We start from the raw sequence: 21,162 nt of genomic DNA, 5'->3' as shown, positions 1-21,162 counted from the left end.
GGTTAACGGGGCCTGAACGCAGCGTGCGCCGCAACGGCCCCGTCCGCAACGTCAGCCTTGGTTCAGGACCAGCTTGCCGTCAAGCGCGTCCCGGATCAGGTCACGGGTCTCATCCACGCCGTAAAGCGCGATGAAGCCGCCGAACCGGGGCCCCTGGTCCGCGCCCAGCAGCACCTGGTACAGGGCCGCGAACCAGTCGCGCAGCGGCTCGAACCCGTGCTCCTTGCCGACGGCGAAGACCATCGACTGCAGCGTTTCGGGGTCGGCGGGCTGGTCCCATGCGGCCAGCCGATCGGCCAGGTCCTGCATCGCGGCACGCTCGACTTCGGTGGGTTCGCGGAACTGCCGCGAGGGGGCCACGAAATCGGTGAAATAGCGCAGCGCAAAGCCCGCAGCCTGATCCAGACCGGGATGCGTCTCGGGGCTGGCCTCGGGGGCATAGCGGCGGATGAACCCCCACAGCCCCTCCTTGTCCGCGGCGCCCGCGACGGATGCCAGGTTCAGCAGCATCTGGAACGGGATCGCCATGTCGGACGCCGGCACGTTGCCGCCGTGGATGTGCCAGACAGGGTTCGCCAGCTGCTGTTCGGGGGTCTGGTCGGGAAAGGCGCGCAGCTGCTGGTGGTATTCGTCCACCGCCTTGGGGATCACGTCCAGATGCATCCGCTTGGCCGTCTTGGGCTTGAGATACATGAAATAGGACAGGCTTTCCGTGGACGCATAGGTCAGCCAGTCGTCGATCGACAGGCCGTTGCCCTTGGATTTGCTGATCTTCTGGCCGTCCTGGTCCAGGAACAGCTCATAGGTGAAATGCTCGGGCTTTTTGCCGCCCAGGATCTCGCAGATGCGGTCATAGATCGGCGTGTTTGTGCTGTGATCCTTGCCATACATCTCGAAGTCGACGTCCAGCGCGGCCCAACGCGCACCGAAATCGGGCTTCCACTGCAGCTTCACATTGCCGCCGGTGACCGGCAGGGTGATCTCCTCGCCGTCCTCGTCAAACGTGATGGTCCCGGCCTTGGCGTCGACATGCTTGATCGGCACATACAGCACGCGGCCCGTCTTGGGGCTGATCGGCAGGAAGCAGGAATAGGTCTGCTGACGCTCTTCGCGCAGGGATGCCAGCATCACCGCCATGATGTCGTCATAGCGTTCGGCGGCGCGCAGCAGCACCGCATCGAACTGGCCGGACTTGTAGAACTCGGTCGCGCTGACGAATTCGTAGTCGAAGCCGAACGTGTCCAGAAAGCGGCGCAGCATGGCGTTGTTGTGACCGCCAAAGCTGTCGTATTCGCCGAACGGATCGGGGACCGAGGTCAGGGGAAGCTGCAGGTGCTCCGTCAGCATCTCCTGGTCGGGGACGTTCTCGGGGACCTTGCGCATGCCGTCCAGATCGTCCGAGAAACAGATCAGCCGCGTCGGGATGTCGCTGATCTCCTGAAAGGCACGGCGGATCATCGTCGTGCGCGCGACCTCTCCGAAGGTGCCGATATGGGGCAGGCCCGAGGGGCCATAGCCCGTCTCGAACAGGACATAGCCCTTTTCGGGGGGCTGCTTCTCGTACCGTTTCAGCACCCGGCGCGCTTCTTCGAACGGCCAAGCCTTCGATTGCATCGCGGCGTCGCGCAGGGTGGTCATGGTCGGATCTCCTGTTGAGGTCCGGAACGCTTATTGAAAGCGCCGCAGATCGTCAATAATTTGCACCCGAACGAAGCGGAGTGTGCCATGACCATCGACCTGCCTTCCCTGTCCCCCTGCGATGCGCTTGTCGCGGTGATGGTGGCGGTGTCCTGCTCGGACAGCACCATCCGCACGTCCGAACTGGTGGCGATCCAGCGGATGGTCGACCATGCGCCGGTCTTTGCGGCCTATGACGACGACCGCATCCGGCCGATCAGCCAGACCGTGATGACGCTGTTCGACGAAGAGGACGGCGTGGACGCGCTGTTCGGCTTGATCCGCGACGCGCTGCCCGAAAAGCTCTATGAGACGGCCTATGCGCTGGCCTGCGACGTGGGCGCCGCCGACGGCCGCCTGTACGAGGGCGAGGTCATGATGCTGGCCGAGATCCGCGACCAGTTGAACATCAGCCGCCTGCACGCCGCCGCGATCGAGCTGTCGGCCCGCGTGCGCCACATGACCGTCTAGGCCAGGCGACCCGCGAAACTGTTCAGCAGATCGGCCTGCAGCGCCTTGGCCTGCCGGGTCCAGGTGCTGACCCCTGCGGGCAGCTCCTCTCCGATGGCGGCTCGGCGACGCTCGGCATCGGCGCAGAAGATGGTGAACACGCCTTCGGTTCCCGACGGCCCGGTGACGTATCCGGCCAGGTTCGACACGAAGTTCAGCGTCCCGGTCTTGGCCGCGACCGGCGCGTTGACCGGGTGGTCGTCGTCGGCCAGCGGATTGCGCCGCATCAGGCGCGACAACAGCAGATCGCGCCCCGGCCCCGCCAGCACGCGCGTCATCGCATAGGGGCTGATCCGGCTGGCATCCGACAGGCCCGAATGATCGGCCAGCCGCATCCCCTGCCCCAGCCCGTCCAGCCAGCCGCGCATCGCCTGTCCCGACCGCACCAGATCGGGCGCACCGCTGGCATGCAGCCCAAGCGCCTCGGCCGTCAGGTTCGTGGAATATTCCAGCATGTCGCGGACCAGCGCCTCGACCGGGGGACTGTCATGATGCGCGATGTCCTGGCCCGCTGGCAGGCGGTCGATGACGTCGGGCGCGGGCAGGACCAGCCCGCGGGCGCGGCACAACGTCTGGAACACGTCCGCCGTATAAAGTTCGGGCAGGCGCACCGGCAGCCACCGGCTGCCCGTTCGACCCATCGCGGCGCGGGATACGGTCCAATATTCGCGTTCCAGATCGTGGCGATAGGTGAACAGGTCGGCCTGGTCGCCCGGCATCGCGGTGACGGTATAGGCGCGGGGGGAATTGTCGGCCGCCCGCGCCTCGACACTGATCTGATGGTCGACGCCCACGCGGGTCCAGCCCAGATGGACACGGTTGAAGTTCAGCATCAGCCCCGAGATGGCGGGGTTGTAAGGCAGATGATCGTCCTGTTCGGGGGCGATTTCGGCGATGCCGGGCAAGGCGCCGCCCCAGACCGCAAAGCGCGCAGGGCTTGGCGTCTTCAGCCCGGCAAGATCGTCGGCCAGACGCGCCAGGTCATCGGTGGTCAGCACCGGGTCGCCGCCGCCCGCCAGGATCAGCGTGTCCCCTGCCCTGATCACCCGCGTGCGGAACCGATGGGCCGGGCCAAGCCGGTCCAGCGCATAAAGCGCGGTGATCGCCTTCATCGTGCTGGCCGGCGCCAGCAACGCCCCCGCCTGGCGCAGGGCCAGCGGTTCGGTCCCGTCGGTCAACGCAAAGGCCACCCGCCCGGGCAGGCCGGACCGCGCGACAAGATCACCGGGTTCCGGAACGGGTCGCGGCCGGGGGCGCAGGTCCAGCCCTTGCGCGGATAGGGTACCGGGGGCCAGGGTCGCGGCCGCAATCATGGTCAGCATCCGGCGTCGGTTCAGCGTCATCGCAGCCCTTTCCGCAGTTCGGTGGAGGACAGGCCCGACATCGGCAGGTTCAAAAGCACCCAGGCCGGCGGCCGTGCCTGTGCCAGCAAAGCGGCCCGCGCTTCCGGCAGGCGCGCGCGACGCAGGATGCTGGCCGCAACGGCATGACGCGCCGCCAGCCGCGATCCGGGCCGGGCCATCACGGCAATCGGCACCTGGTCGGCGATTGCGCGCCAGCGGTCCCAATGGTGGAACTGCACCATGTTGTCGGACCCCATCAGCCAGACGAACCGCACCCCCGGATAAAGCCGCGCAAGCGCGTGCAGGGTATCCGCCGTCTTGCGCAGGCCAAGCCTGGCCTCGATGTCGGTGACAAGGATGCGGGGATCGCGGGCGGTGGCACGGGCGGCGGCCATGCGCGTCGCCAACGGCGCGGGGCCGTGCGCCTTGAGCGGGTTTCCGGGAGAGACCAGCCACCAGACCCGGTCAAGACCCAGCCTGCGCAGGGCGACCTGGCTGATCAGCAGGTGCCCCTGATGGGCCGGATCGAAGGACCCGCCCAGAATGCCGATGCGCTGGCCTGGCCGCGCGAGGGGACAGCCCGTTCGCATCCGGCTCGATTAGCGCAAGGCGGCGCCCGCGCCAAGCACGCGGACTGCAAAAAGCGGGTGCCAGACCCACGGCCCGGCACCCCTTGGCGTCATTTCACGGTGATGCGGCCATCGACATAGGGGGCATAGCCCTCCTGACGCGCGCCCAGATAATCCGCCACCACTTCGGCCAGATCGGGTCCGAAATCATAGGCGTTCTGGCCGCCCTTCGCGAAGACCTCGTACCCGTCGCCGCCCCCGCGCATGTAGTTGTTGGTGGCGACGCCATAGGTCGCCGCAGGATCGATGGGCACCCATTCGCCATCGTGCTGCACCATCACCTCGCTGATGCGCGCGCCCGATTCAGCAGCAGGATCGACGGTGTATTTCAGTCCCGCCACCTGCGCGAAACGGCCTGCGGCCTCCTCGTACTGGCTGGCGCCGTTCTCCAGTGCGGCGACGACATCGGCACCGGTCAGCTGAAAGGTCGCCAGGACGTTCTGGAACGGCAGGACGGTATAGACCTCGCCCATCGTCACCTCGCCTTCGTCGATCGACGCGCGCAGTCCGCCACCGTTCTGGATGGCAATGGTCACGCCCTGATCCGCCACGCGGTCCAGCATGGCGTCGGCCACAAGATTGCCCATCTCGCATTCCCGCGCACGACAGACGTCCCGGTCGCCGTTGATCGGCGCCGATGTGCTGGCCACCACCTCCTCGCGCAGCGCGGCAATGGGTTCGGCCATCTCGGCCACGCGGGCGGCGATCGCCTCGTCCTCGGGAACCGAGGCGTCCAGCAGAATGGGCTCGCCCTCGACCGACGTCAGAACGCCCGCATCATCGAAGGTCAGCGTGAGATGGCCAAGATACTTGCCATAGGCATAGACCTGCGCCACCGGCACCTGCGCGCCGTCTGCCCCGTCCACCATGGTGGGATAGGCCGCCGTCGCGCCCTCCATGTCACCCAGCAGGGTGTGGGAGTGGCCACCGATGACCGCATCGATCCCCGGCACCTCGGCTGCCAGTTCCAGATCGCGCAGATAGCCGACATGGGTCAGGGCGATGACCTTGTCGACGCCCTGATCGGCCAGTTCCGCCGCTGCCGCAGCAAGGCTGTCGGCGTCGTCCTGAAAGATGACATTGGGCCCGGGCGACGCCGTTTCAGGCGTGTCCATGGCCAAGGCCGAGACGATGCCGATCTTCTGGTCGCCGACCTCCAGGATGGTGTGCTTGGCGACCTTGTCGGCCAGCACGTTCGACTGGGAAACGTCGATGTTGCTTGACAGGACCGGAAAGTCGACGCCGTCGGTCAGTACCGCCAGACCCTCGGGTCCGTCGTCGAACTCATGGTTGCCGACCGCCATCGCGTCATAGCCGATGGCGTTCATGAACTCGACCACCTCGGTGCCCTTGTAGGTCGTGTAGAACAGCGACCCCTGGTACTGATCGCCCGCATCCAGCACGATGACGTTCCCGCCCTCGGTCGTGATCCGGTCGCGCAGTTCCTTGATCTTGGTGGCGATGCGGGCCATCCCGCCAAAGCATTCGCCCGCGGCGGTCTGTTCCGCATCACATGTGCTGTCGCGGTCACTGATCGGCTCAATCCGGCTGTGGACGTCATTCGTGTGAAGAATGTGCAGAACGGTTTCGGCCTGCGCGGTTCCTGCGAACAGCGCGATGGCGGATGCGGCGGCAAGAAGGCGTCGTGTCATCCCTGATTCCCTATGTGGCCCTGTTGGTTGGCCCCGGCAGCTTGGCGCAGCCGACGGGGCGGGTCAAACCTTCAGGTCCCTAGGCAGCATGGAGGCCGATGACGTCTTGACCCGCAGCCCCGGGCGGAGGCAAATGCCGCCATGCAGATCTTCAAAGTATTTCGCGCGGCCGAATGGGCCCAGATGCAGCAGGACGGCCGCACCCTCGGGGCGCCCGTCGATCTGGCCGACGGCTACATCCACTTCTCGACGGCCCAGCAGCTGTCGGTGACATTGTCCAAGCATTTTGCGAATGAGGACGGGCTGATCCTGCTGTCCTGCGATCCGGACGCCCTGGCGCCTGATCTACGGTGGGAGCCGTCGCGCGGCGGGGCGCTGTTCCCGCATCTGTACCGGGCATTGACGCTGGCGGATGTGCAATGGTCGCGACCCATTGGCCTGACCGACGCGGGTCACGACACGGGGATCGCGCCATGAGCGTGGTCGAAAAGCTGGGACTTGCCGCGCTGCACCGCATTGACCCCGAACGGGCGCACGACCTGTCGATCGCGGCGCTGGCACGCGGTGTGGTGCCGCTGCATGGACGAGCCGTGACATCCGACAGGTTGCAGGTGTCTCTGGCGGGAATGACGTTGCCCAACCCGATTGGCCTTGCCGCGGGATACGACAAGAACGCGCGCGTCATTGCCCCTCTGATGCGGTCCGGCTTCGGCTTTCTGGAGGTCGGGGCCGCCACCCCGCGCCCACAACCGGGCAATCCCAAACCGCGCCTGTTCCGACTGACGGAACAACAAGCCATCATCAACCGGTTCGGCTTCAACAACGAAGGTGCGGACGTGATCGGCCGGCGCCTGGCGGCACGTCCCACGGGCGTGCCGGTCGGATTGAACCTGGGCGCCAACAAGGACAGCACGGACCGGGCCGAGGACTTTGCCCAGGTCCTACGCGTCGCGGGACAATCAGCGGATTTCGTGACCGTCAACGTCTCGTCGCCGAACACGGAACGACTGCGCGACCTGCAGGGGGCAGAGGCGCTTTCTGCCCTGCTGGACCGGGTGCTGACCGCGCGGGACGGCCTGGCAAGGCGCGTGCCGGTTTTCGTCAAGATCGCCCCGGATCTGACCGACACTGAAATCGCGCAGGTCGCGTCGGTCGCCATGAATGCCAAACTGGACGGCATCATCGCCACGAACACGACGCTGTCGCGTGACGGCATCACCAGACCGCATGCCGGACAGGCAGGCGGACTTTCCGGTCGACCCCTGTTCGCCCGGTCGACCCGCGTCCTTGCCCTGTTGTATCGTGAAACGAAAGGCGCTGTGCCGCTTGTCGGCGTCGGCGGTATCACCAGCGTGGACGATGTTTGGGAGAAGCTGCGGGCCGGCGCTACGGCGGTGCAGATCTATTCGGCCATGATCTATCAGGGACTGTCGATTGCGCCTCGCCTGGCAGAGGCGCTGGACGACCGGCTGACCCGCCAGCGCATCACCCTCGACGAGTTGAGAGGCAGCGCCAGCGCCGACTGACCCTAGCCGTAGTCGTCGGCGCCCAGCAGCTGGTTCATGCTGTGCGATGGTTCGGGGCAACCTGCGTCGCCAATGACGCGGGCGGGGACGCCCGCGACGGTCTTGCAGGACGGGACCTCGTGCAGCACGACCGACCCGGCCGCGATCCGCGAATGGTGCCCGACGCGGATGTTGCCCAGAACCTTCGCGCCCGCGCCGATCAGCACGCCGTCGCCGATCTTAGGATGACGGTCGCCATCCTCCTTGCCGGTCCCTCCAAGCGTCACGGAATGCAGCATCGACACGTCGTTGCCGACGGTCGCCGTTTCACCTATGACGATCGAATGGGCGTGATCCATCATGATGCCCGTGCCAATGCGCGCTGCGGGATGGATGTCCACCCCAAAGCATTCCGAACACCGCATCTGGACGAAGTACGACAGATCCTTGCGATCCTGCTGCCACAGCCAATGCGCCATCCGATAGGCCTGAAGCGCCTGGAACCCCTTGAAGAACAGCAGCGGCTGGATCAGCCGATGCGTCGCCGGATCGCGGTCATAGACCGCCATCAAGTCGGCCCGCGCGGCGTCTCCCAGTTCGGGGGCATTGGCATAGGCGTGATCGGCGATCTCGCGCAGGATCTGTTCGCTCATCTCTCCCGATGCCAGCTTCAGCGAAAGACGATAGGCCAGTGCTGCCTCAAGGCTCTTGTGATGCAAAAGCCCCGCATGGATCAGCGCGCCCAACAGCGGCTCGGCAGCGGCTGCCGCCCGCCCCTCGTCGCGCAGCTGCGCCCAGATCGCATCACGGTCCAGGGACAGCGGTGTCTTTTCGGTGTGCAGCATGTTCATCTTGGGCCCGCCCGGTCTGTCAGACCTCCAACATAGGACAGAATGCGGTCCGGGAAAAGACGGGCGGGCCCGGTCGATCAGTTCGGCAGCCGCATTTCCAGCCAATGCACCGCCAGAGAGATGCGCCCGCCCGTGAACGTGCCGCCCTCGGCCGTGACGATCAGCGGATCGGCCTGGTAATAGGCCATGGGCGAACCAAGCATCCCCCTTGCCCATGAATCCTGCTGCTTGCCAAGGCCCTGACCGAAGCGGTTCAACGCCCCCGCCGTACCAAGACGCCAGCCGGTCAGCGAACCGGTCAGAGTGGCCGTGACCCGTCCGACAGCTCCGATCACCAGCGCACCCGCCGGGATGAAGACCCCGGTCACCGTGCTGCTGCCCGTGCCCAGAATGACCTCGCCCTCGGCCATCCCGGTGACCAGGCCCGACCCGCGGCTTCCCATGCTCATCGCGCCGACGATCCAGGCAGTGCCGTCATGGATGGCCTCCACCCCCCTGTCGGCGACGAAACAGCGCATGCCGCGGGACGGCGGCAGAAAGACCCACCCGCCGTTCGATCCCACGGCGATGCGCCCCGTCTGCCCCACCCATGCCCCCGTGGGCGCCGCGGGAACGCCCCAGCACTGGCCATCCAGAACCGTTGCCGGGGGCGTCTGCGTCGACACGCTCTGCAATACAAGGTTCACCATGCCGTCCAGCCGCATCAGCGCCTCGTTGACGGTGACGTGCTTCTGGGCCTGCGCGGGCTGCAACAGGGCCATCTGAAGGCGCGCGGTTTCACTGGGCATTGAAGTCTCTCCTTGCAAAGGGGCCGCGCCCGAAGGTCTGCGACAATTGAGCCACCTCGATCGTGACCTGTCCGGGCTGCAACTGGTCGCGGACCGCCGCGGGGATGGTCCATGACGGGGTCTGCGTCTGCGTCTCGGCGACGATTTGCCCCGCCTGGATCAGGCGCAACAGATAGCGTTCCGATTCCTCGCCAAGCGGAACGTCGGCGCCGTCCCAGCCATCACCCTCGATCCGGCTGCGCCTGATCCAGGTGATGTCATTGCCCTGTTTGCGCAGGTGGCAGGGCGCATAGGGCCGCAGCCCGATCCCCGGCGCGACCGTCGTACGGCTGCGGTAGCTGGCGTCGTCCGGCGCCCGCAGGGCCGGACCCACCCGCCAGAACCGCTCCTGGCCGCGAGTGGAGGGTGGCAGGTCGACCTGGCGGGGGCCGCCATCCAGCAGCACGACCAGACTGCCAGCAGGCCAGACATCCGGCATGATCGCATCCGTGCCGGCCTGCCCACGCAGGCGGCGGCTGATCTGCCAGGTGTCCGGTGCCACCAGCTCTGCGTTCGCGAACTGGACGATCTCCCATCGGGTCAGGCTGCCGTCCCCGATCGCCATCGCGTTCGCACCCGACAGCAACGCGCGTTCGTTCACGGACCGCAACGGATCGCGAAGCATCCGCAGACGCAGCGGTTCGCCCCGGTCGATCAGGCCCGGGCTTGCACGCCCCAATGGCGTCAGCGTCCGACCGATCAGGGCGCGGCGTTGCAGCATCAGGTTCAGGTCGAACCCGCCCTCGGCCTCGACGGAGCCATAGACCGCGACCGATCCCGGCCAGGGATGGGCCGCGACCGCCAGCCACGGGGCATGCGGAACCTCGTCGCCCCGCAGCAGGGGCAGGTCCATGAACACCGGGAACACGGGCATCGGCGGCAGATACCGGCCGATACCGCCCTGATCCTGATGCGCCAGACGCGGCGTGTAGAGGCCGGGATCGACCCTAACGGCATCGACCGTGATGGCGCCCGCACGCTCGACCCGGTCGATCCGCCAGCGGCGGCTCTCCTGCCCCGGCATATGCGTCACGACAACGTCGCCAGGGCCAAGATCCGCACGTGATGGCGAAAGCGCGAACCGTGCCGTATCGCGCGCCACCTCGGCCTCGGCGATCCAGCGGTCGGTGATGGCGCGCCCTTCCGGGCGGGTCAGCACCATGGCCAGTTCGCTTTCGGACACGGCGCGACGGTCGATATCCGTCAGGCTGGCCTCGGCCGTCGCGACCGCATAGTCGCCCCCTGCCGCGACATGGCTCAGGCGTAGCTGACCGATGTTCGCGGATTCCATCTGACGGACGGTCTCGAACCCGGTCACGTCGCCGGTGATGGCCAGGTCATCAGGTCCGATCTGCGCGCGTGCCAGTCCGTCACGCGAGACGAACTTCAGCACGCCGTCGCGCTCTACCGCGTCAAACCCATGTGCCAGCATCAGGGGCTGCAATGCCGCCCGCCCGGATTCGGAACCCTGCAGGGCATAGCCCCGCACCACGCCTGATATTCTCGACACATCAACGGCCGTCACACCCGCACCCTTGCAGATGTCCGTGACCACCGCGCGCAGCGTGACGGCGCCCGCACGCCCGTTCAGCCAGTGTCCGCGATCCCACGCAGGACCGTCCGACCACAGATCACCACGCCCCGGAAAGGCCGGATAGGGCCGCGCGTCCCAACACCAGACGTGCGCGCGGTCCACGTCCAGCATCCGCATGCCATCGGCATTGACCGGGTTGTTGGCCGGGTCGCGCCAATGCGCCATCGTCGCCTCGACATAGGCGGCCTGAATCGCATCGTTCCGCGTACCGTTGGAGAAATGCGGCAGCATGCTCTCGGACGACATCGCGTCCAGGAACTTGTTCGGCTGGTTCGTCGCCTTGTCTAGGGCGGCGCAGCCGAACTCGGTGAACCAGATCGGCTTCGACCCGGGCACCCATGCGGTCGCTTCTCTCTGCCGCACACCACCGGGGCGGTTGTAGTGCAGGTTCTGCCACCAGCCCGTCAGGTCCTTGTAACGCCAGACCCAAGCCGCGTCATAGGCACCGTCGGTGATGGGCGTGCGGTTCTGCGCCAGACGGTCGGCGTCGCTGGCATAGAACCAATCGTACCCCTCTCCTCCTGCGACATTGGCGCGCAGATAGTCGATATTGTCGATCCGACCCCAGGACGCATCCAGATGGTCGTCGCCATCGCGCCAGTCGGACAGCGGCATATAGTTGTCGATGCCGATGAAATCGATGTTCGGATCAGCCCACAGCGGGTCCAGATGAAAGAACAGCTCTCCGTTTCCGGGGTGATGGCCGAAATATTCTGACCAGTCGCTGGCATAGCCGATCTTGACGTTCGGCCCAAGGATGCCGCGGACGTCCGCAGCCAGGCGGCGCAGGGCCGCCACAGCGGGATAGGTGTTTCCCGGACCGCGGATCTGGGTCATCGCGACCATCTCGGACCCGATCAGAAAGGCATCGATACCGCCCGCCGCTGCGCAGACATGGGCATAGTGCAAAATGAACCGCCGGTACGACCATTCGGCCGGACCGGAATAGGTGACGGTCTCACCGATGCGCGCAAAATCGGTCGGAGCAGCCGATCCGAAGAACGCGGCCACCTGATCGACGGCGGCCGACGTGCCGTCGGTGGTGCCGGTCCGGCCGGGGGCCACGCTGGTCGTGATGCGGCCGCGCCAGGGCATGGCAGGCTGCTCGGTCGCGCCGTAAGGGTCGGTCAATCCGTTGCCGCCCAGTTGCTCCATCAAGATGAACGGATAGAAGATCGCCTTGCGCCCCGACGCCGACAGCGCCCGGAGCCCCTCAATCACCGAGCGGTCAGACGGCGTGCCGCCATAGATCGGACGTCCATCCTTGCGCGCGACCTCGGCCGCATCCGCACGGCCGATGCCACCAACGCGCCAGGGCATCTCCGCCCCGTCGACCTGACGGTATTCGACCTTGGGCTGCACGCGGCACTGACCAATGCGCAGATCGCTGCCGAACCAAGACACGATCAACGACACCGAACCCACATTCGGCAGTTCGCGCCCCAGGACATCCAGCGACGCGCGAAAGTCGGTCCCGCCCATCGGCGTGTTCGTGTTGAAGCTGCGGCTTTCTCCCAGGTCACCACTTTCGGTCACAGGCGTTGTGGCCAGCGAATACTCCCCCGTGCCGGGGATCAGAGCGACGGCCCGGACGTCGCGCGACAGGCCGCTGCCGTCACGCGCCGGGCTTGTCACCTCAAAGCTCAGCTGCGGCATGCGGTTGCCCCACCGCTCCAGGCTCAGGTTCTCCAAAATGACATAGGCCGTCCCGCGATAGGCAGGGGCCGCGTCGCCTTCGATGGCGGCGATCACGGGGTCCGGCATCTGCGCCTCGCCACCACGATAGATCCGCATGTTCAGATCCGCCTGTGCAATCTCCTCGCCATCGGCCCAGACCCGGCCCACCGACAGGATCGGACCTTCGGCCAACGCCAATGCGACAGACAGGCGATAGCTGATCTGGGTCACCTGGGTACTGGGTGCGCCCTTGCCACCACCCGCACTTTCGGACCGCGTGACCTCTGCAAGGTCGGATGCCCAGATGACATGCCCGGGCAGGCGCATCTGTCCCCAGATCCGGGGGATGGCCATGCCCTCTCCGGCTGTCTGGATGCGAAGGCGGTCGATCCGGCCCGTCTCGACGGCCTTCGCCCCACCGCCCAGCAGCCGCTGATCGATGGCACGACCCAGGACGGCTCCTGCCGCGCGGCCCAGAACGGCACCCGACAGCCCAAGGACCGCCCCCCCGAAACCTCCGCCAAGCGACGCACCCACGGCAGACAGGACAATCGTGGCCATAAGGGCCTCCTTCGTTCGAATTGGTCAGGGAAAGCGGAACCGCGCCACGATCCTGGATTGCCACGGAGGGGTCAGCGGACTGTCGATGACACCGTGGCCGGTATAGGCATGCAGAAACCGCGGGGCATCGCCCGCGGCCGACAGGATGCCCAAGTGCTTGGCGATGGCGCCCTGCCGCATCCGAAACAACAGCACCTGCCCTGGTTGCCAGTCCGCATCATCGACCGGACGCAGGTGCCGCATGGCCGCGGACAGCAGCACTTCGGTGCTGCCGCATTCGGCCCAATCGGCGGTATAGGCCGGGGGCGCCTCAGGCTCCGCCCCATAGAGGTCGCGCCAGACGCCGCGGATCAGCCCGAGGCAATCGGAGCCACTGCCCCGGACGCTGGCCTGATGGACATAAGGCGTGCCCAGCCACAGCCGGGCGGCATCGACGACCGGGCTATCCATTCCGGCGACCTGCCTGAGGCGCCATCAGCCAATCCTCGGACGGCAGATGCGGAAACCCGCGGAAGTTCAGATGATTACGAAACTTCAGCCGGCACGTGTCCGCAGCCTTGTCGCATCCTGCCGTCAGTCGGATCTGGTCGCCGGTGGCGGGCAAAATGCCCAGACTGGACCACAGCTCGATAATCCTCTGGCCACCGGGGCGTGCAGTGTCGTTCTTGATCGCACCATGCAGACCTTGCGCCGCTCCGGACAGAACCTCCAGCCGACCATGATCGAACCACGCCGCGTCAAAGGCCGGAAATGCGGTGAACGTGAAGACGCGTCCCTCGTCCAGAACCTGCACTTGGCGCAGCACGCTCAGGCTTTCCGCGCTCAGGTCGACCCTGCACGCCCCATCGCCAAGGCGCGCGCTGCACCGGGGATGATAGACGCGCCCCTGCGGCGCGTTCAGCGCGTCTGACAGGCCGCGAAGCTCGGCGCGGAAGGCCCCGTTCGCACGCGAGACCTCGCCCAAAGACCCGCGAAACACCAGCTTGCGACGGGCGACATCGCTCCAGTCGACCTCCCACATGCGCAGTTCCGCCTGGTCCCACCGACCGGCCATCAGATCGCGCTCGGTGATCGCATCATCGTTCAGCGCCCCGACGGCCTCGGAGTTGTCGACCGACAGGCCGGTTCCCTGAACCAGCGCCCGCGCGGTCAGGCCGCGGTCAGGGCGAAAGGTCACCCCGCCAAAGACCAACCGCTGGTCATGATCGGTAAAGCCAAGCGTCAGACCATCCGCTCGGCGCACGGACCAAGCGCGTGCAACTGTCGTCGTCGTCATACCCGAACCTCCACGACCGGAATGTCGGGGACCTGCCCGGCCTGGAACGACGCGACGGACACTGCGATCCGGTCCGTGTCGAAGCGCACCGGAACGTCGAATTCGAACCCGGCAGAGATGTCCGCGCCTGCCTCCGGGGCCTCGTCAAAGATGATGCGCCCGGCAACATGGTCCACGGCATAGTTGATGCCGACGAACACCTCTGCCCCCCCGATCCCGGCACGCACCGAACCCTGGACCGGCTTGGTCACGGGCCGACGATAGACCGTCGCCCCGGATCGATAGGCCTTCGACAACGGAAAGACCCGCGTTTGCCCGTCCCCGACCGCGATCACCTGATCGCCGAATGCCGGGGCCGCTGACGGCAGACAACTCTTGTAGTCGGACCAATCCTTCCACCGAAACCCGTGCAGCTGGCCCGCACGCGCCTCGAAAAAGGCGATGACCTCCGACAGGTCGTCCAACGACCGCAGGCCCATGCCCGCGTCAAAGCGGCGAAGCGCATGCGTCCAGGGGGTGTTGCGCTCCTCGAACCCGCTGGCCAGCGCCACGATCTCGGTGCGCCGCTCGGGACCGCCGATGGCGCCAAAGGACAGGTTCGTCGGAAATCTTACGTCGTGAAACGCCATCTTTTGCCTCCTCTCAGCTGTTTCGCTCGCCGCGGGCCAGCACGCGCGACATCTGCGCCGCGATCTGCGACTGGCTGCGCTGGAACCCGGCCACGTCCGGGGTCTGGATGTTGAACGTCACGTTCACCGATCCCCCTCCCCCGGATGCGGCGACGCCCAGCTTGCCGTCGGGACCGCGCCGAAGCGGCATGATCGCCTCGGGCCCGGCCTCGCCCATCAGCCCCTGACCGCCGCGCATCGGAAATGCCGTGGGTCCGGAGACGACATCTCCGGCCATGGTGCGGCCGTTGGCGAATGCCCCGCCCTTGGCAAAGGGCATCACCCCGCCCAGCATCCCGCCGATGCCGCCCGCGATCGACCCTGCCAAAGCGTTCTCGACGGGCTTCATGGCGATGCTATAGACGGTATCTGCCAGCGACTGTCCGATGGATTTCAACGCGTCCGACAGCTTGCCGCCGTCCAGGACCAGGCCGTCGATGGCGCGGCCCAAGCCACGCTCAAGCCCCGAGGACAGGGTACCGACCTCGCGCGTGGTGAACATCATAGCCTGGCGCAGCCGACCCAGTTCCGCCTGGAACTCCTGCGTCATGCGGGAATTGCGGCCCAGGTCGTCGTCCAGTTGGTCCAGCGCAGTGCCGGTCCCGTCACGTGTGGTCATCTTGATGATCCCCCGTCGTTTCAGCCAAGACCACGCCCGCCGGTGCGGGCGCGTCGGGATATCGGGCTGCCAGATCGGCCAGCCGGTCACGGGTCATGCGGGGTGTCGTCGGACCCATGCCCAGCATCAGGCCCAACTCGGCAGGGGTCAGTACCCAGAACTGATCGGGATGCAGACGCAGCCCCTGCAGGCCCGCCCGCATCAGGCCCGCCCAGTCCAACCCCCCGGCGCGCCCGGTCATGCAGGCGCCCGAAACGCCAGGGCCAGCAGGCGGGCGGCAACGCGGGCGGCCTCCAGCGGACCCCCGTCGATCTGCACCGCCGTCAGATCACCCGCCTGCCCCGTCCAGCCGCCGCCGCGCAGCCCGGCCACCAGCACGGCCAGGATCTCGCGGCTGGAGAAACGCCCGGCGTCAAGACGAGCGACCAGCCCGGTCAACCCGTCCGCCTCAAGCTGCGCCTCCAGTTCGGCCAGGGCGCCGAGGGTCAGGCGCGCGACATGCGGCCGACCATCCAGCATCAGCGACACCTCGCCTCGCATCGGGTTGGCCATCACAGCGCCACGAAGGTCAGCGCCCCTGCCGAAGCCAGCGACATCTCATAGGTCGCCTCTCCGTCGTGGCTGCCCGCGTACTCCAGGCCGGTGATCTGGAACCGGCCCTCCACGGTGCCGAAATCAGGGATGATGACCTGGAACAACGGGATTTCGCTGTCAAAGAACGCCTGGCGGGCGCGCCCGTCGGTGGCCGCGTCGCGGAACACGCCGGATCCGGCGATCGACGCGCTGCGCACGCCGGCACCGCCCAACAGCTCGCGCCAGCCACCGGCGCTGTCCATGCTGGTCACGTCGACGGTGTCGGCATTGAAGGACAGGCGCGTCGCACGCAGGCCTGCCACGGTCTCGAACGTGCCGTTGCCCGACATATCCATCTTGATCAGCAGATCACGTCCGCTTTGCACTGCCATTGTCCCATCTCCTCAGTTCAGATCGATGCGTGCGCGAAAGGTCAGGTCGACCTGACGAGCCGCGCCGCTTTTCACCCGCCGCGCGGTTGCGCGCAGGAACCACAAACCAGCCAGCTGTCCGCGCGACAGCACCAGTCCGCCCGCCTCCAGCGCATCGGCCACGGCGACCGCTGCGGCCTTGACCGCGCCGAAGCCCGCCCCACTGTCGCTGCCCGCCATGACCGAGATCACGAAATCATGCCGTGATCCGCGTGCCGTGGAATCGCTGGCGTCACGCACCTCCTCGGGACCAAGCGAGACATAGATTCCGCTCGGCGCCGTCACAGGCATCGCGTCGAAGATCGCATCGCCCACCAGATCCGCCAGCGCCTCGTTCGTACGCAGCTGCTGATAGATGGCCGCCTGCAAGGCGACCCCTGCCCCATAGCTCATGTCAGATCCTCCTCGCGCGCAAAGCAGTCCAGATACCGACCGGACGGATCGCTTTCCGCGACCGCCTCGATCTGAAACAACCGTGTTCCTTGGCGCAGCCGCTGCCCAGGCCGAGGGCGTCGCGCATCACCCACAGACGCAGCGCGCAGCGTGATGCGCCATTGGACCACGCTGATCATTCCCGCGCCGGTCCCCTGTTCGCGACCCGACCGCGCCTCCATCTGCGCCCACAGCCAGCCCAGTTGACGCCACCGCGTCTCATAGCCGCCCAGGCCGTCCGCGATCCGGTCGGATGTCTCCAGCGCCAGCCGCGTCGACAGGTTCGGGGCGGCCATCAGCGCCACTCCCGGCTGCCGCGCCCGGCCAGCGTGCGGACCGCGCGCCAGCGCTCGATCAGCGCGCTGACACCGAAAGGCAGCGCATGACGCAAACCATCCTGGCTGCGATCGTCGTAATACCGCGCGGCCAACAGGATGACCGCCTGCGCCAGATCCGCCGGAACCTGGGACCAGGCATCCCCGAAGCCCGCTAGAAACGTGATCGTCACCGTCCCCCGCCGTGGAATCGAAGGCAGCACGACCCTAGTGGGCAGGATCACGGGGCGCTGTCCGTCCGGGACCAGCCGCCACCCCTCGGGGGGCAGTTGGGTCAGCGTGCCGTTCCCGTCGTCGATCTCGATGCGCTCGACCGAATGCACGGGCGCCAGCGGCAGCGACTGGCCAAGCCGGTCGCGCCAATCGTCCAGCTGCATGCGGAACCGCCGCTTCAGCAGCACCTTGCCGGTGCGCCCCTCGATCGTGGCGATCGCTGCACGCAGAAAGCCCGCCAGTGCCGCCGTCTCGGCGGCGTCGTCGGGCCCTTCGAAACCTTGGGCCAGACGCAAATGCGCGCGCAGGGCGGCCACCGGCAGCGCCTCCGCCGCGGGCGCCGTTTCCTCTATCAGCATCATGTTGCGAACCTCCCGTCGTGCTGTCCGCATGTTCCACCAAAGGCGGGGCCCCCGAACGGGGCCCCGGCTGTCTTGCAGGCAAAAGGGAAGCGGGGCGCGCCGCACGCCGGCCATCAGCGCGCGCGGACAGTTGCTAAACCGGAATGCCCGGCACCAGGCGCGCCCCTCCCTCATCTGATCCCCCGGGGGATCAGATGAAGCGCAGCAGCCTGACGGCGCGGAAATCGGTGATCCCGCCGCCGACACGCTTGGTGGCATAGAACAGCACGTGCGGCTTGGCGCTGAACGGGTCGCGCAGCACGCGGAGGTCGGGACGCTCGACGATCGTGTAGGCCGCGCGGAAATCACCGAACGCGATCGAGAACGAGCTCGTCGTCATGTCGGGCATGTCCTCGCTGATCATCACAGGATAGCCCAGCAGCTGGGGCACCTGGCCCACGCTCAGCGCATCGGTCCAAAGGAAGCGGCCGTCTGCATCCTTCATCTTGCGCACCCGCGCCGCCGTCTTCGAGTTCATCAGGAACGAGGCGTTCGAGCGATACTCCGCGCCCAGAGAGTAGATCAGGTCGATCAGGCAATCCATCGGCGCAGCGGCCGGGAAATCGCCAGCCGCGGTGGTGGCGACGAAGCCGATCTGGGCCGTGGTCGCGGTCGCCGCAGGCGCGGTCGGATAGCTCAGCAGGCCGCGCGGCTTGTCGACGCCGTCGCCGCGCAGAAAGGCGTTGGCCTCGGACCGGGCGAACTTCTCGGCGATGCGCTCGGCCAGCCAGCCCTCAACATCAAAGGCCGCATCGTCCAGCAGGCGCTGGCTGGCACGCGGCATCGCGGACAGCTCGTGCACCGGGATGGCGATGCGGTCCAGGGCCGAGTTCGCGGTCTCGACCGTGGCGGCCTCGGTGGCCCAACCGGCGCCCATGTCGCCACGCTCGACCAGCGCCTCATAGACGCTGCCCTCGATGGTCACCACGTTGGCCAGACGGCGCAGCGACGACGTCGAATGCAGCGTGTTCTGCACGGTCTCGGCAACCTTGGGTGCCGCCAGAAACCCGCCGTCGCTGGCCACCGACAGCGCCTTCTCCTCGATGGCCAGACCGCGCAGGCCGTCGTCGTCGCCGCTGCGCAGATAGGCGTTGAACGCCTTCTGGTGGGGCACCTCGACCTCTGCGGTGGCGGACAGGGGCGCGCGGCCCCGCAGGGCGGTCTTGCGGTCGATCATGGTCATACGCTGTTCCTGTGCGTTGAGCTTGGATTGTATATCTTCACGAAAGCCTTTGAGTTCGCTAACGAACCCCATCATGGCCCCCTTCAGGTCGGCGGGCATGTCGCCGCCGCCCGCGGCCTTCACCTCGGTCATGGTCTTCTCCTCGTCACGGTGATCGGGGCCGCGCCCCTGTCGTCGGACCTCCCGCACGGGACTGGTCCGAACCTGGTTGACGGACCGGGATGCGCCCGGTCCGAAATCTCATGCGCCGCGCAGGGCCTGTGCCGCCTGCACGAACAGCGCCGCGACGTCGCGCAGCTCGTCGCTGTCCTTGCGATCCACCTTGGCCTCGGCCAGCATCGGGAAGGTCACCAGCGACACCTCCCACAGCTCGACCTCGGCCAGCACGCGCCGCCCGGCCTTGTCGCGTTCGGCCCGCAGGGTGCGATAGCCGATGGACAGCCCGTCGATCGCACCCGCCTGGATCAGCGCCGCCGCCTCGCGGGCCTGCGCCACGTCGGGCAACAGGCGGCCCTTGACCCATAGGCCCTTGCCGTCCTCTCGGACCTCGTCCCAGACCCCGATGGGTCGGGTCGGGTCGTGCTGCCACAGCATGCGCACCTTGTCGCCGCGCGCCGCGATCCGCGCCAGCGACGCGGCAAACGCGCCGGGCAGCACCGCATCGCCGCCCTGATCGGTCAAACCGAACAGGCTGGCATAGCCTTCGATCACCTGACCGTCGGTTAGCACGGGCGGACCGCCCGCGAACTTCATCTCCAGACCCGGAACCATCCCTCAGCCTCCTTTCGGCGCATAATCTAGAATACCCTGGACGGCCTGCGTCAGGATCACAGCGACCACGCCGTAGACCGTCATCCACAGCCGCCGCTCCAGCCCTTCGATCATCGCCTCGATCCGCTCCAGGCGCTTCTCGACCTGGCCGAACTGCAGCGCCATGATCCGTTCCTGCGCCTCAAGACGCGTGTCGTGCCACAGCCCGTCCTTGACGAAACGCGACCCTTCCATGCCTCACGCCCCGTCCAGGGGCGGCAGGCCCAGCAGGGCGCGCTTTTCCGCATCCGTCAGGAAGCTCGCACCGCTGATGCGGGCCCATTGCTGGTTGCGCTCCTCGGCCAGGGCAGGGATCTGATCCAGATCGGGGCGCAGCTCGATCTCGGCACCCAGATGCTCGGACAGCCACCAGGCGACCGCCGCCGACACCCGTGTCGCCAGCGGCAGCACCGTCAGGCGGAAGAACGCCCGGTGCGCCTCGGCATAGTTCGCATAGGTCGCGTCCCCTGGAATCCCCAGCAGCATGGGCGGCACGCCAAAAGCCAACGCGATCTCGCGCGCCGCCGACAGCTTGGTCTCGTGGAACTCCATGTCGGACGGGCTGAAACCCATCGGACGCCAGTCCAGCCCGCCTTCCAGCAGCATCGGACGGCCCGCATTGCGCGCGCCCTGATGGTTCATCTCGATCTCGCCCACCAGGCGGTCGTACTGCTCGGGGCTCAGCACCCCCTGCCCGTCGATCCCCTTGTAGATGATCGCTCCACTGGGCCGCGCCGCATTGTCCAGCAGCGCCTTGGACCAGGCACTGGCGCTGTTGTGCACGTCCAGCGCGACGGCAGCCGCCTGCATCGGCGACAGACCGTAATGGTCGTCCTGCGGGTGGAACGCCTTGACGTGGCAGATCGGATCGGGGCTGCCGGTCATGTCGAACCGGTGCTTGCGCCCGCCCACCGCATATTCATAGGCCACGGGCCATCCATCCGCACCGGGCACCACGCTCATGCGGTCGGAGCGCAGCACGTGCAGCTCCTCCGGGATGCCCGTGGCGTCCGCGCCCACAGCCTCCAGATAGCCGTTGCCCGACAGCAGGATCTGCCCGAACAGCGCCTCGAACAGCTCGGCCCGACCCTGGCCCGGATTGGGCCTGCGCAGCAGATCCAAAACCGGATGCACCTCATAGCGATGGTCGCGATCCGCGCAGATCATCGGCACGGCCGCCGCGGCCTCGGCGATCAGGCGCACGCTGCGAAAGCCCACCGGGTTCCCCATGAACCCGCCGCGCGTCAGCGTGCCCGTATCCCTGGCCGACCAGACAGGGCGCCCGGACCCGCTGGCGAATGCCACGACCCGGCCCGTCGCACTGGCCTTCCTCTCTGGCGGGGGGGATGATTTCTCCTCCCGCGAAAACAATCGAAACGCCATGCTCGCCTCCAT

Annotated in this window: 24 protein-coding genes; 3 read left to right on the top strand and 21 right to left on the bottom strand. The window is 67.2% G+C overall.

Translation table 11 applies throughout. The features are described 5' to 3' along the window. Nucleotides 1-51 precede the first annotated feature (51 nt). Nucleotides 52-1,638, bottom strand: coding sequence for a lysine--tRNA ligase (locus FHD67_RS01100; RefSeq protein WP_139597537.1), 1,587 nt, complete (start codon nt 1,636-1,638; stop codon nt 52-54). Between the two features lie 87 nt (nt 1,639-1,725). Between FHD67_RS01100 and FHD67_RS01095 the strand changes: the two genes are divergently transcribed. Beyond that, nucleotides 1,726-2,148 (top strand): tellurite resistance TerB family protein, encoded by a 423-nt coding sequence (locus FHD67_RS01095; protein ID WP_045999336.1) that lies wholly within the window; start codon nt 1,726-1,728, stop codon nt 2,146-2,148. Here the strand turns inward: FHD67_RS01095 and FHD67_RS01090 are convergent. From FHD67_RS01090 to FHD67_RS01080, 3 genes are all read right to left on the bottom strand, one after another. Beyond that, nucleotides 2,145-3,530 (bottom strand): D-alanyl-D-alanine carboxypeptidase/D-alanyl-D-alanine-endopeptidase, encoded by a 1,386-nt coding sequence (locus FHD67_RS01090; RefSeq protein ID WP_139597536.1) that lies wholly within the window; start codon nt 3,528-3,530, stop codon nt 2,145-2,147. The genes FHD67_RS01095 and FHD67_RS01090 overlap by 4 nt on opposite strands. Next, the gene (locus FHD67_RS01085) at nt 3,527-4,120 is read right to left on the bottom strand and encodes a nicotinate-nucleotide adenylyltransferase (protein WP_139597535.1); all 594 of its coding nucleotides are present in this window, start codon (nt 4,118-4,120) and stop codon (nt 3,527-3,529) included. The genes FHD67_RS01090 and FHD67_RS01085 overlap by 4 nt, the downstream gene beginning before the upstream one ends. Nucleotides 4,121-4,209: 89 nt before the next feature. Beyond that, nucleotides 4,210-5,811, bottom strand: a complete 1,602-nt coding sequence (locus FHD67_RS01080) for a bifunctional metallophosphatase/5'-nucleotidase (RefSeq protein WP_139597534.1) — start codon at nt 5,809-5,811, stop codon at nt 4,210-4,212. A gap of 141 nt (nt 5,812-5,952) precedes the next feature. On the opposite strand from FHD67_RS01080, the gene FHD67_RS01075 reads away from it, so the two are divergent. Then, the gene (locus FHD67_RS01075) at nt 5,953-6,288 is read left to right on the top strand and encodes a DUF952 domain-containing protein (protein ID WP_139597533.1); all 336 of its coding nucleotides are present in this window, start codon (nt 5,953-5,955) and stop codon (nt 6,286-6,288) included. Further along, nucleotides 6,285-7,337 (top strand): quinone-dependent dihydroorotate dehydrogenase, encoded by a 1,053-nt coding sequence (locus FHD67_RS01070; RefSeq protein ID WP_139597532.1) that lies wholly within the window; start codon nt 6,285-6,287, stop codon nt 7,335-7,337. The genes FHD67_RS01075 and FHD67_RS01070 overlap by 4 nt, the downstream gene beginning before the upstream one ends. A 2-nt stretch (nt 7,338-7,339) precedes the next feature. Here the strand turns inward: FHD67_RS01070 and cysE are convergent, their stop codons facing one another. The 17 genes from cysE to FHD67_RS00985 form a co-directional block, all read right to left on the bottom strand. After that, nucleotides 7,340-8,167 carry a serine O-acetyltransferase gene (cysE, locus tag FHD67_RS01065; RefSeq protein ID WP_045999342.1) on the bottom strand — a complete coding sequence of 276 codons (828 nt, stop codon included), beginning with the start codon at nt 8,165-8,167 and terminating at the stop codon, nt 7,340-7,342. A gap of 77 nt (nt 8,168-8,244) precedes the next feature. After that, a complete protein-coding gene (locus FHD67_RS01060) occupies nt 8,245-8,955 on the bottom strand; it encodes a DUF2793 domain-containing protein (RefSeq protein ID WP_045999343.1) in 711 nt (236 codons plus the stop codon). Continuing rightward, on the bottom strand, nt 8,945-12,826 hold the full coding sequence (locus tag FHD67_RS01055) for a baseplate multidomain protein megatron (protein WP_139597531.1): 3,882 nt from the start codon (nt 12,824-12,826) through the stop codon (nt 8,945-8,947). Before FHD67_RS01055 ends, FHD67_RS01060 begins: the two co-directional genes overlap by 11 nt. A gap of 24 nt (nt 12,827-12,850) precedes the next feature. Continuing rightward, nucleotides 12,851-13,276 carry an NlpC/P60 family protein gene (locus tag FHD67_RS01050; RefSeq protein ID WP_127898344.1) on the bottom strand — a complete coding sequence of 142 codons (426 nt, stop codon included), beginning with the start codon at nt 13,274-13,276 and terminating at the stop codon, nt 12,851-12,853. Beyond that, a complete protein-coding gene (locus FHD67_RS01045; protein ID WP_139597530.1) occupies nt 13,269-14,102 on the bottom strand; it encodes a DUF2163 domain-containing protein in 834 nt (277 codons plus the stop codon). The genes FHD67_RS01050 and FHD67_RS01045 overlap by 8 nt, the downstream gene beginning before the upstream one ends. Then, the gene (locus FHD67_RS01040) at nt 14,099-14,731 is read right to left on the bottom strand and encodes a DUF2460 domain-containing protein (RefSeq protein ID WP_127898342.1); all 633 of its coding nucleotides are present in this window, start codon (nt 14,729-14,731) and stop codon (nt 14,099-14,101) included. The genes FHD67_RS01045 and FHD67_RS01040 overlap by 4 nt, the downstream gene beginning before the upstream one ends. A 13-nt stretch (nt 14,732-14,744) precedes the next feature. Continuing rightward, nucleotides 14,745-15,389: a phage tail tape measure protein gene (locus FHD67_RS01035; RefSeq protein WP_045999348.1), complete on the bottom strand. Its 645-nt coding sequence runs from the start codon at nt 15,387-15,389 to the stop codon at nt 14,745-14,747. Beyond that, nucleotides 15,376-15,630: a rcc01693 family protein gene (locus FHD67_RS01030; RefSeq protein ID WP_045999349.1), complete on the bottom strand. Its 255-nt coding sequence runs from the start codon at nt 15,628-15,630 to the stop codon at nt 15,376-15,378. The genes FHD67_RS01035 and FHD67_RS01030 overlap by 14 nt, the downstream gene beginning before the upstream one ends. Beyond that, nucleotides 15,627-15,941 (bottom strand): gene transfer agent family protein, encoded by a 315-nt coding sequence (locus FHD67_RS01025; protein ID WP_045999350.1) that lies wholly within the window; start codon nt 15,939-15,941, stop codon nt 15,627-15,629. The genes FHD67_RS01030 and FHD67_RS01025 overlap by 4 nt, the downstream gene beginning before the upstream one ends. After that, nucleotides 15,941-16,354 carry a phage major tail protein, TP901-1 family gene (locus FHD67_RS01020; RefSeq protein WP_045999351.1) on the bottom strand — a complete coding sequence of 138 codons (414 nt, stop codon included), beginning with the start codon at nt 16,352-16,354 and terminating at the stop codon, nt 15,941-15,943. The genes FHD67_RS01025 and FHD67_RS01020 overlap by 1 nt, the downstream gene beginning before the upstream one ends. A gap of 12 nt (nt 16,355-16,366) precedes the next feature. Continuing rightward, entirely contained in the window at nt 16,367-16,786 is a 420-nt protein-coding gene (locus tag FHD67_RS01015) for a DUF3168 domain-containing protein (protein WP_139597529.1), read from the bottom strand. After that, a complete protein-coding gene (locus FHD67_RS01010; RefSeq protein ID WP_139597528.1) occupies nt 16,783-17,121 on the bottom strand; it encodes a head-tail adaptor protein in 339 nt (112 codons plus the stop codon). The genes FHD67_RS01015 and FHD67_RS01010 overlap by 4 nt, the downstream gene beginning before the upstream one ends. Beyond that, nucleotides 17,121-17,735, bottom strand: coding sequence for a head-tail connector protein (locus FHD67_RS01005; protein WP_139597527.1), 615 nt, complete (start codon nt 17,733-17,735; stop codon nt 17,121-17,123). The genes FHD67_RS01010 and FHD67_RS01005 overlap by 1 nt, the downstream gene beginning before the upstream one ends. A gap of 190 nt (nt 17,736-17,925) precedes the next feature. Continuing rightward, nucleotides 17,926-19,089 (bottom strand): phage major capsid protein, encoded by a 1,164-nt coding sequence (locus tag FHD67_RS01000; protein WP_045999354.1) that lies wholly within the window; start codon nt 19,087-19,089, stop codon nt 17,926-17,928. A gap of 108 nt (nt 19,090-19,197) precedes the next feature. Further along, on the bottom strand, nt 19,198-19,728 hold the full coding sequence (locus tag FHD67_RS00995; protein ID WP_245008326.1) for an HK97 family phage prohead protease: 531 nt from the start codon (nt 19,726-19,728) through the stop codon (nt 19,198-19,200). A gap of 3 nt (nt 19,729-19,731) precedes the next feature. Further along, complete coding sequence (locus tag FHD67_RS00990) at nt 19,732-19,962, bottom strand: GTA head formation protein, RCAP_rcc01685 family (protein ID WP_045999356.1); 231 nt, start codon at nt 19,960-19,962, stop codon at nt 19,732-19,734. 3 nt (nt 19,963-19,965) lie between these two features. Further along, the gene (locus tag FHD67_RS00985) at nt 19,966-21,150 is read right to left on the bottom strand and encodes a phage portal protein (protein ID WP_045999664.1); all 1,185 of its coding nucleotides are present in this window, start codon (nt 21,148-21,150) and stop codon (nt 19,966-19,968) included. Between the last annotated feature and the right edge of the window lie 12 nt (nt 21,151-21,162).

Origin of the sequence: Paracoccus haeundaensis (assembly GCF_006239215.1) — a bacterium.
Taxonomy (GTDB): Bacteria; Pseudomonadota; Alphaproteobacteria; order Rhodobacterales; family Rhodobacteraceae; genus Paracoccus; species Paracoccus marcusii.
This window is presented reverse-complemented; position numbering and strand designations above follow the sequence as displayed.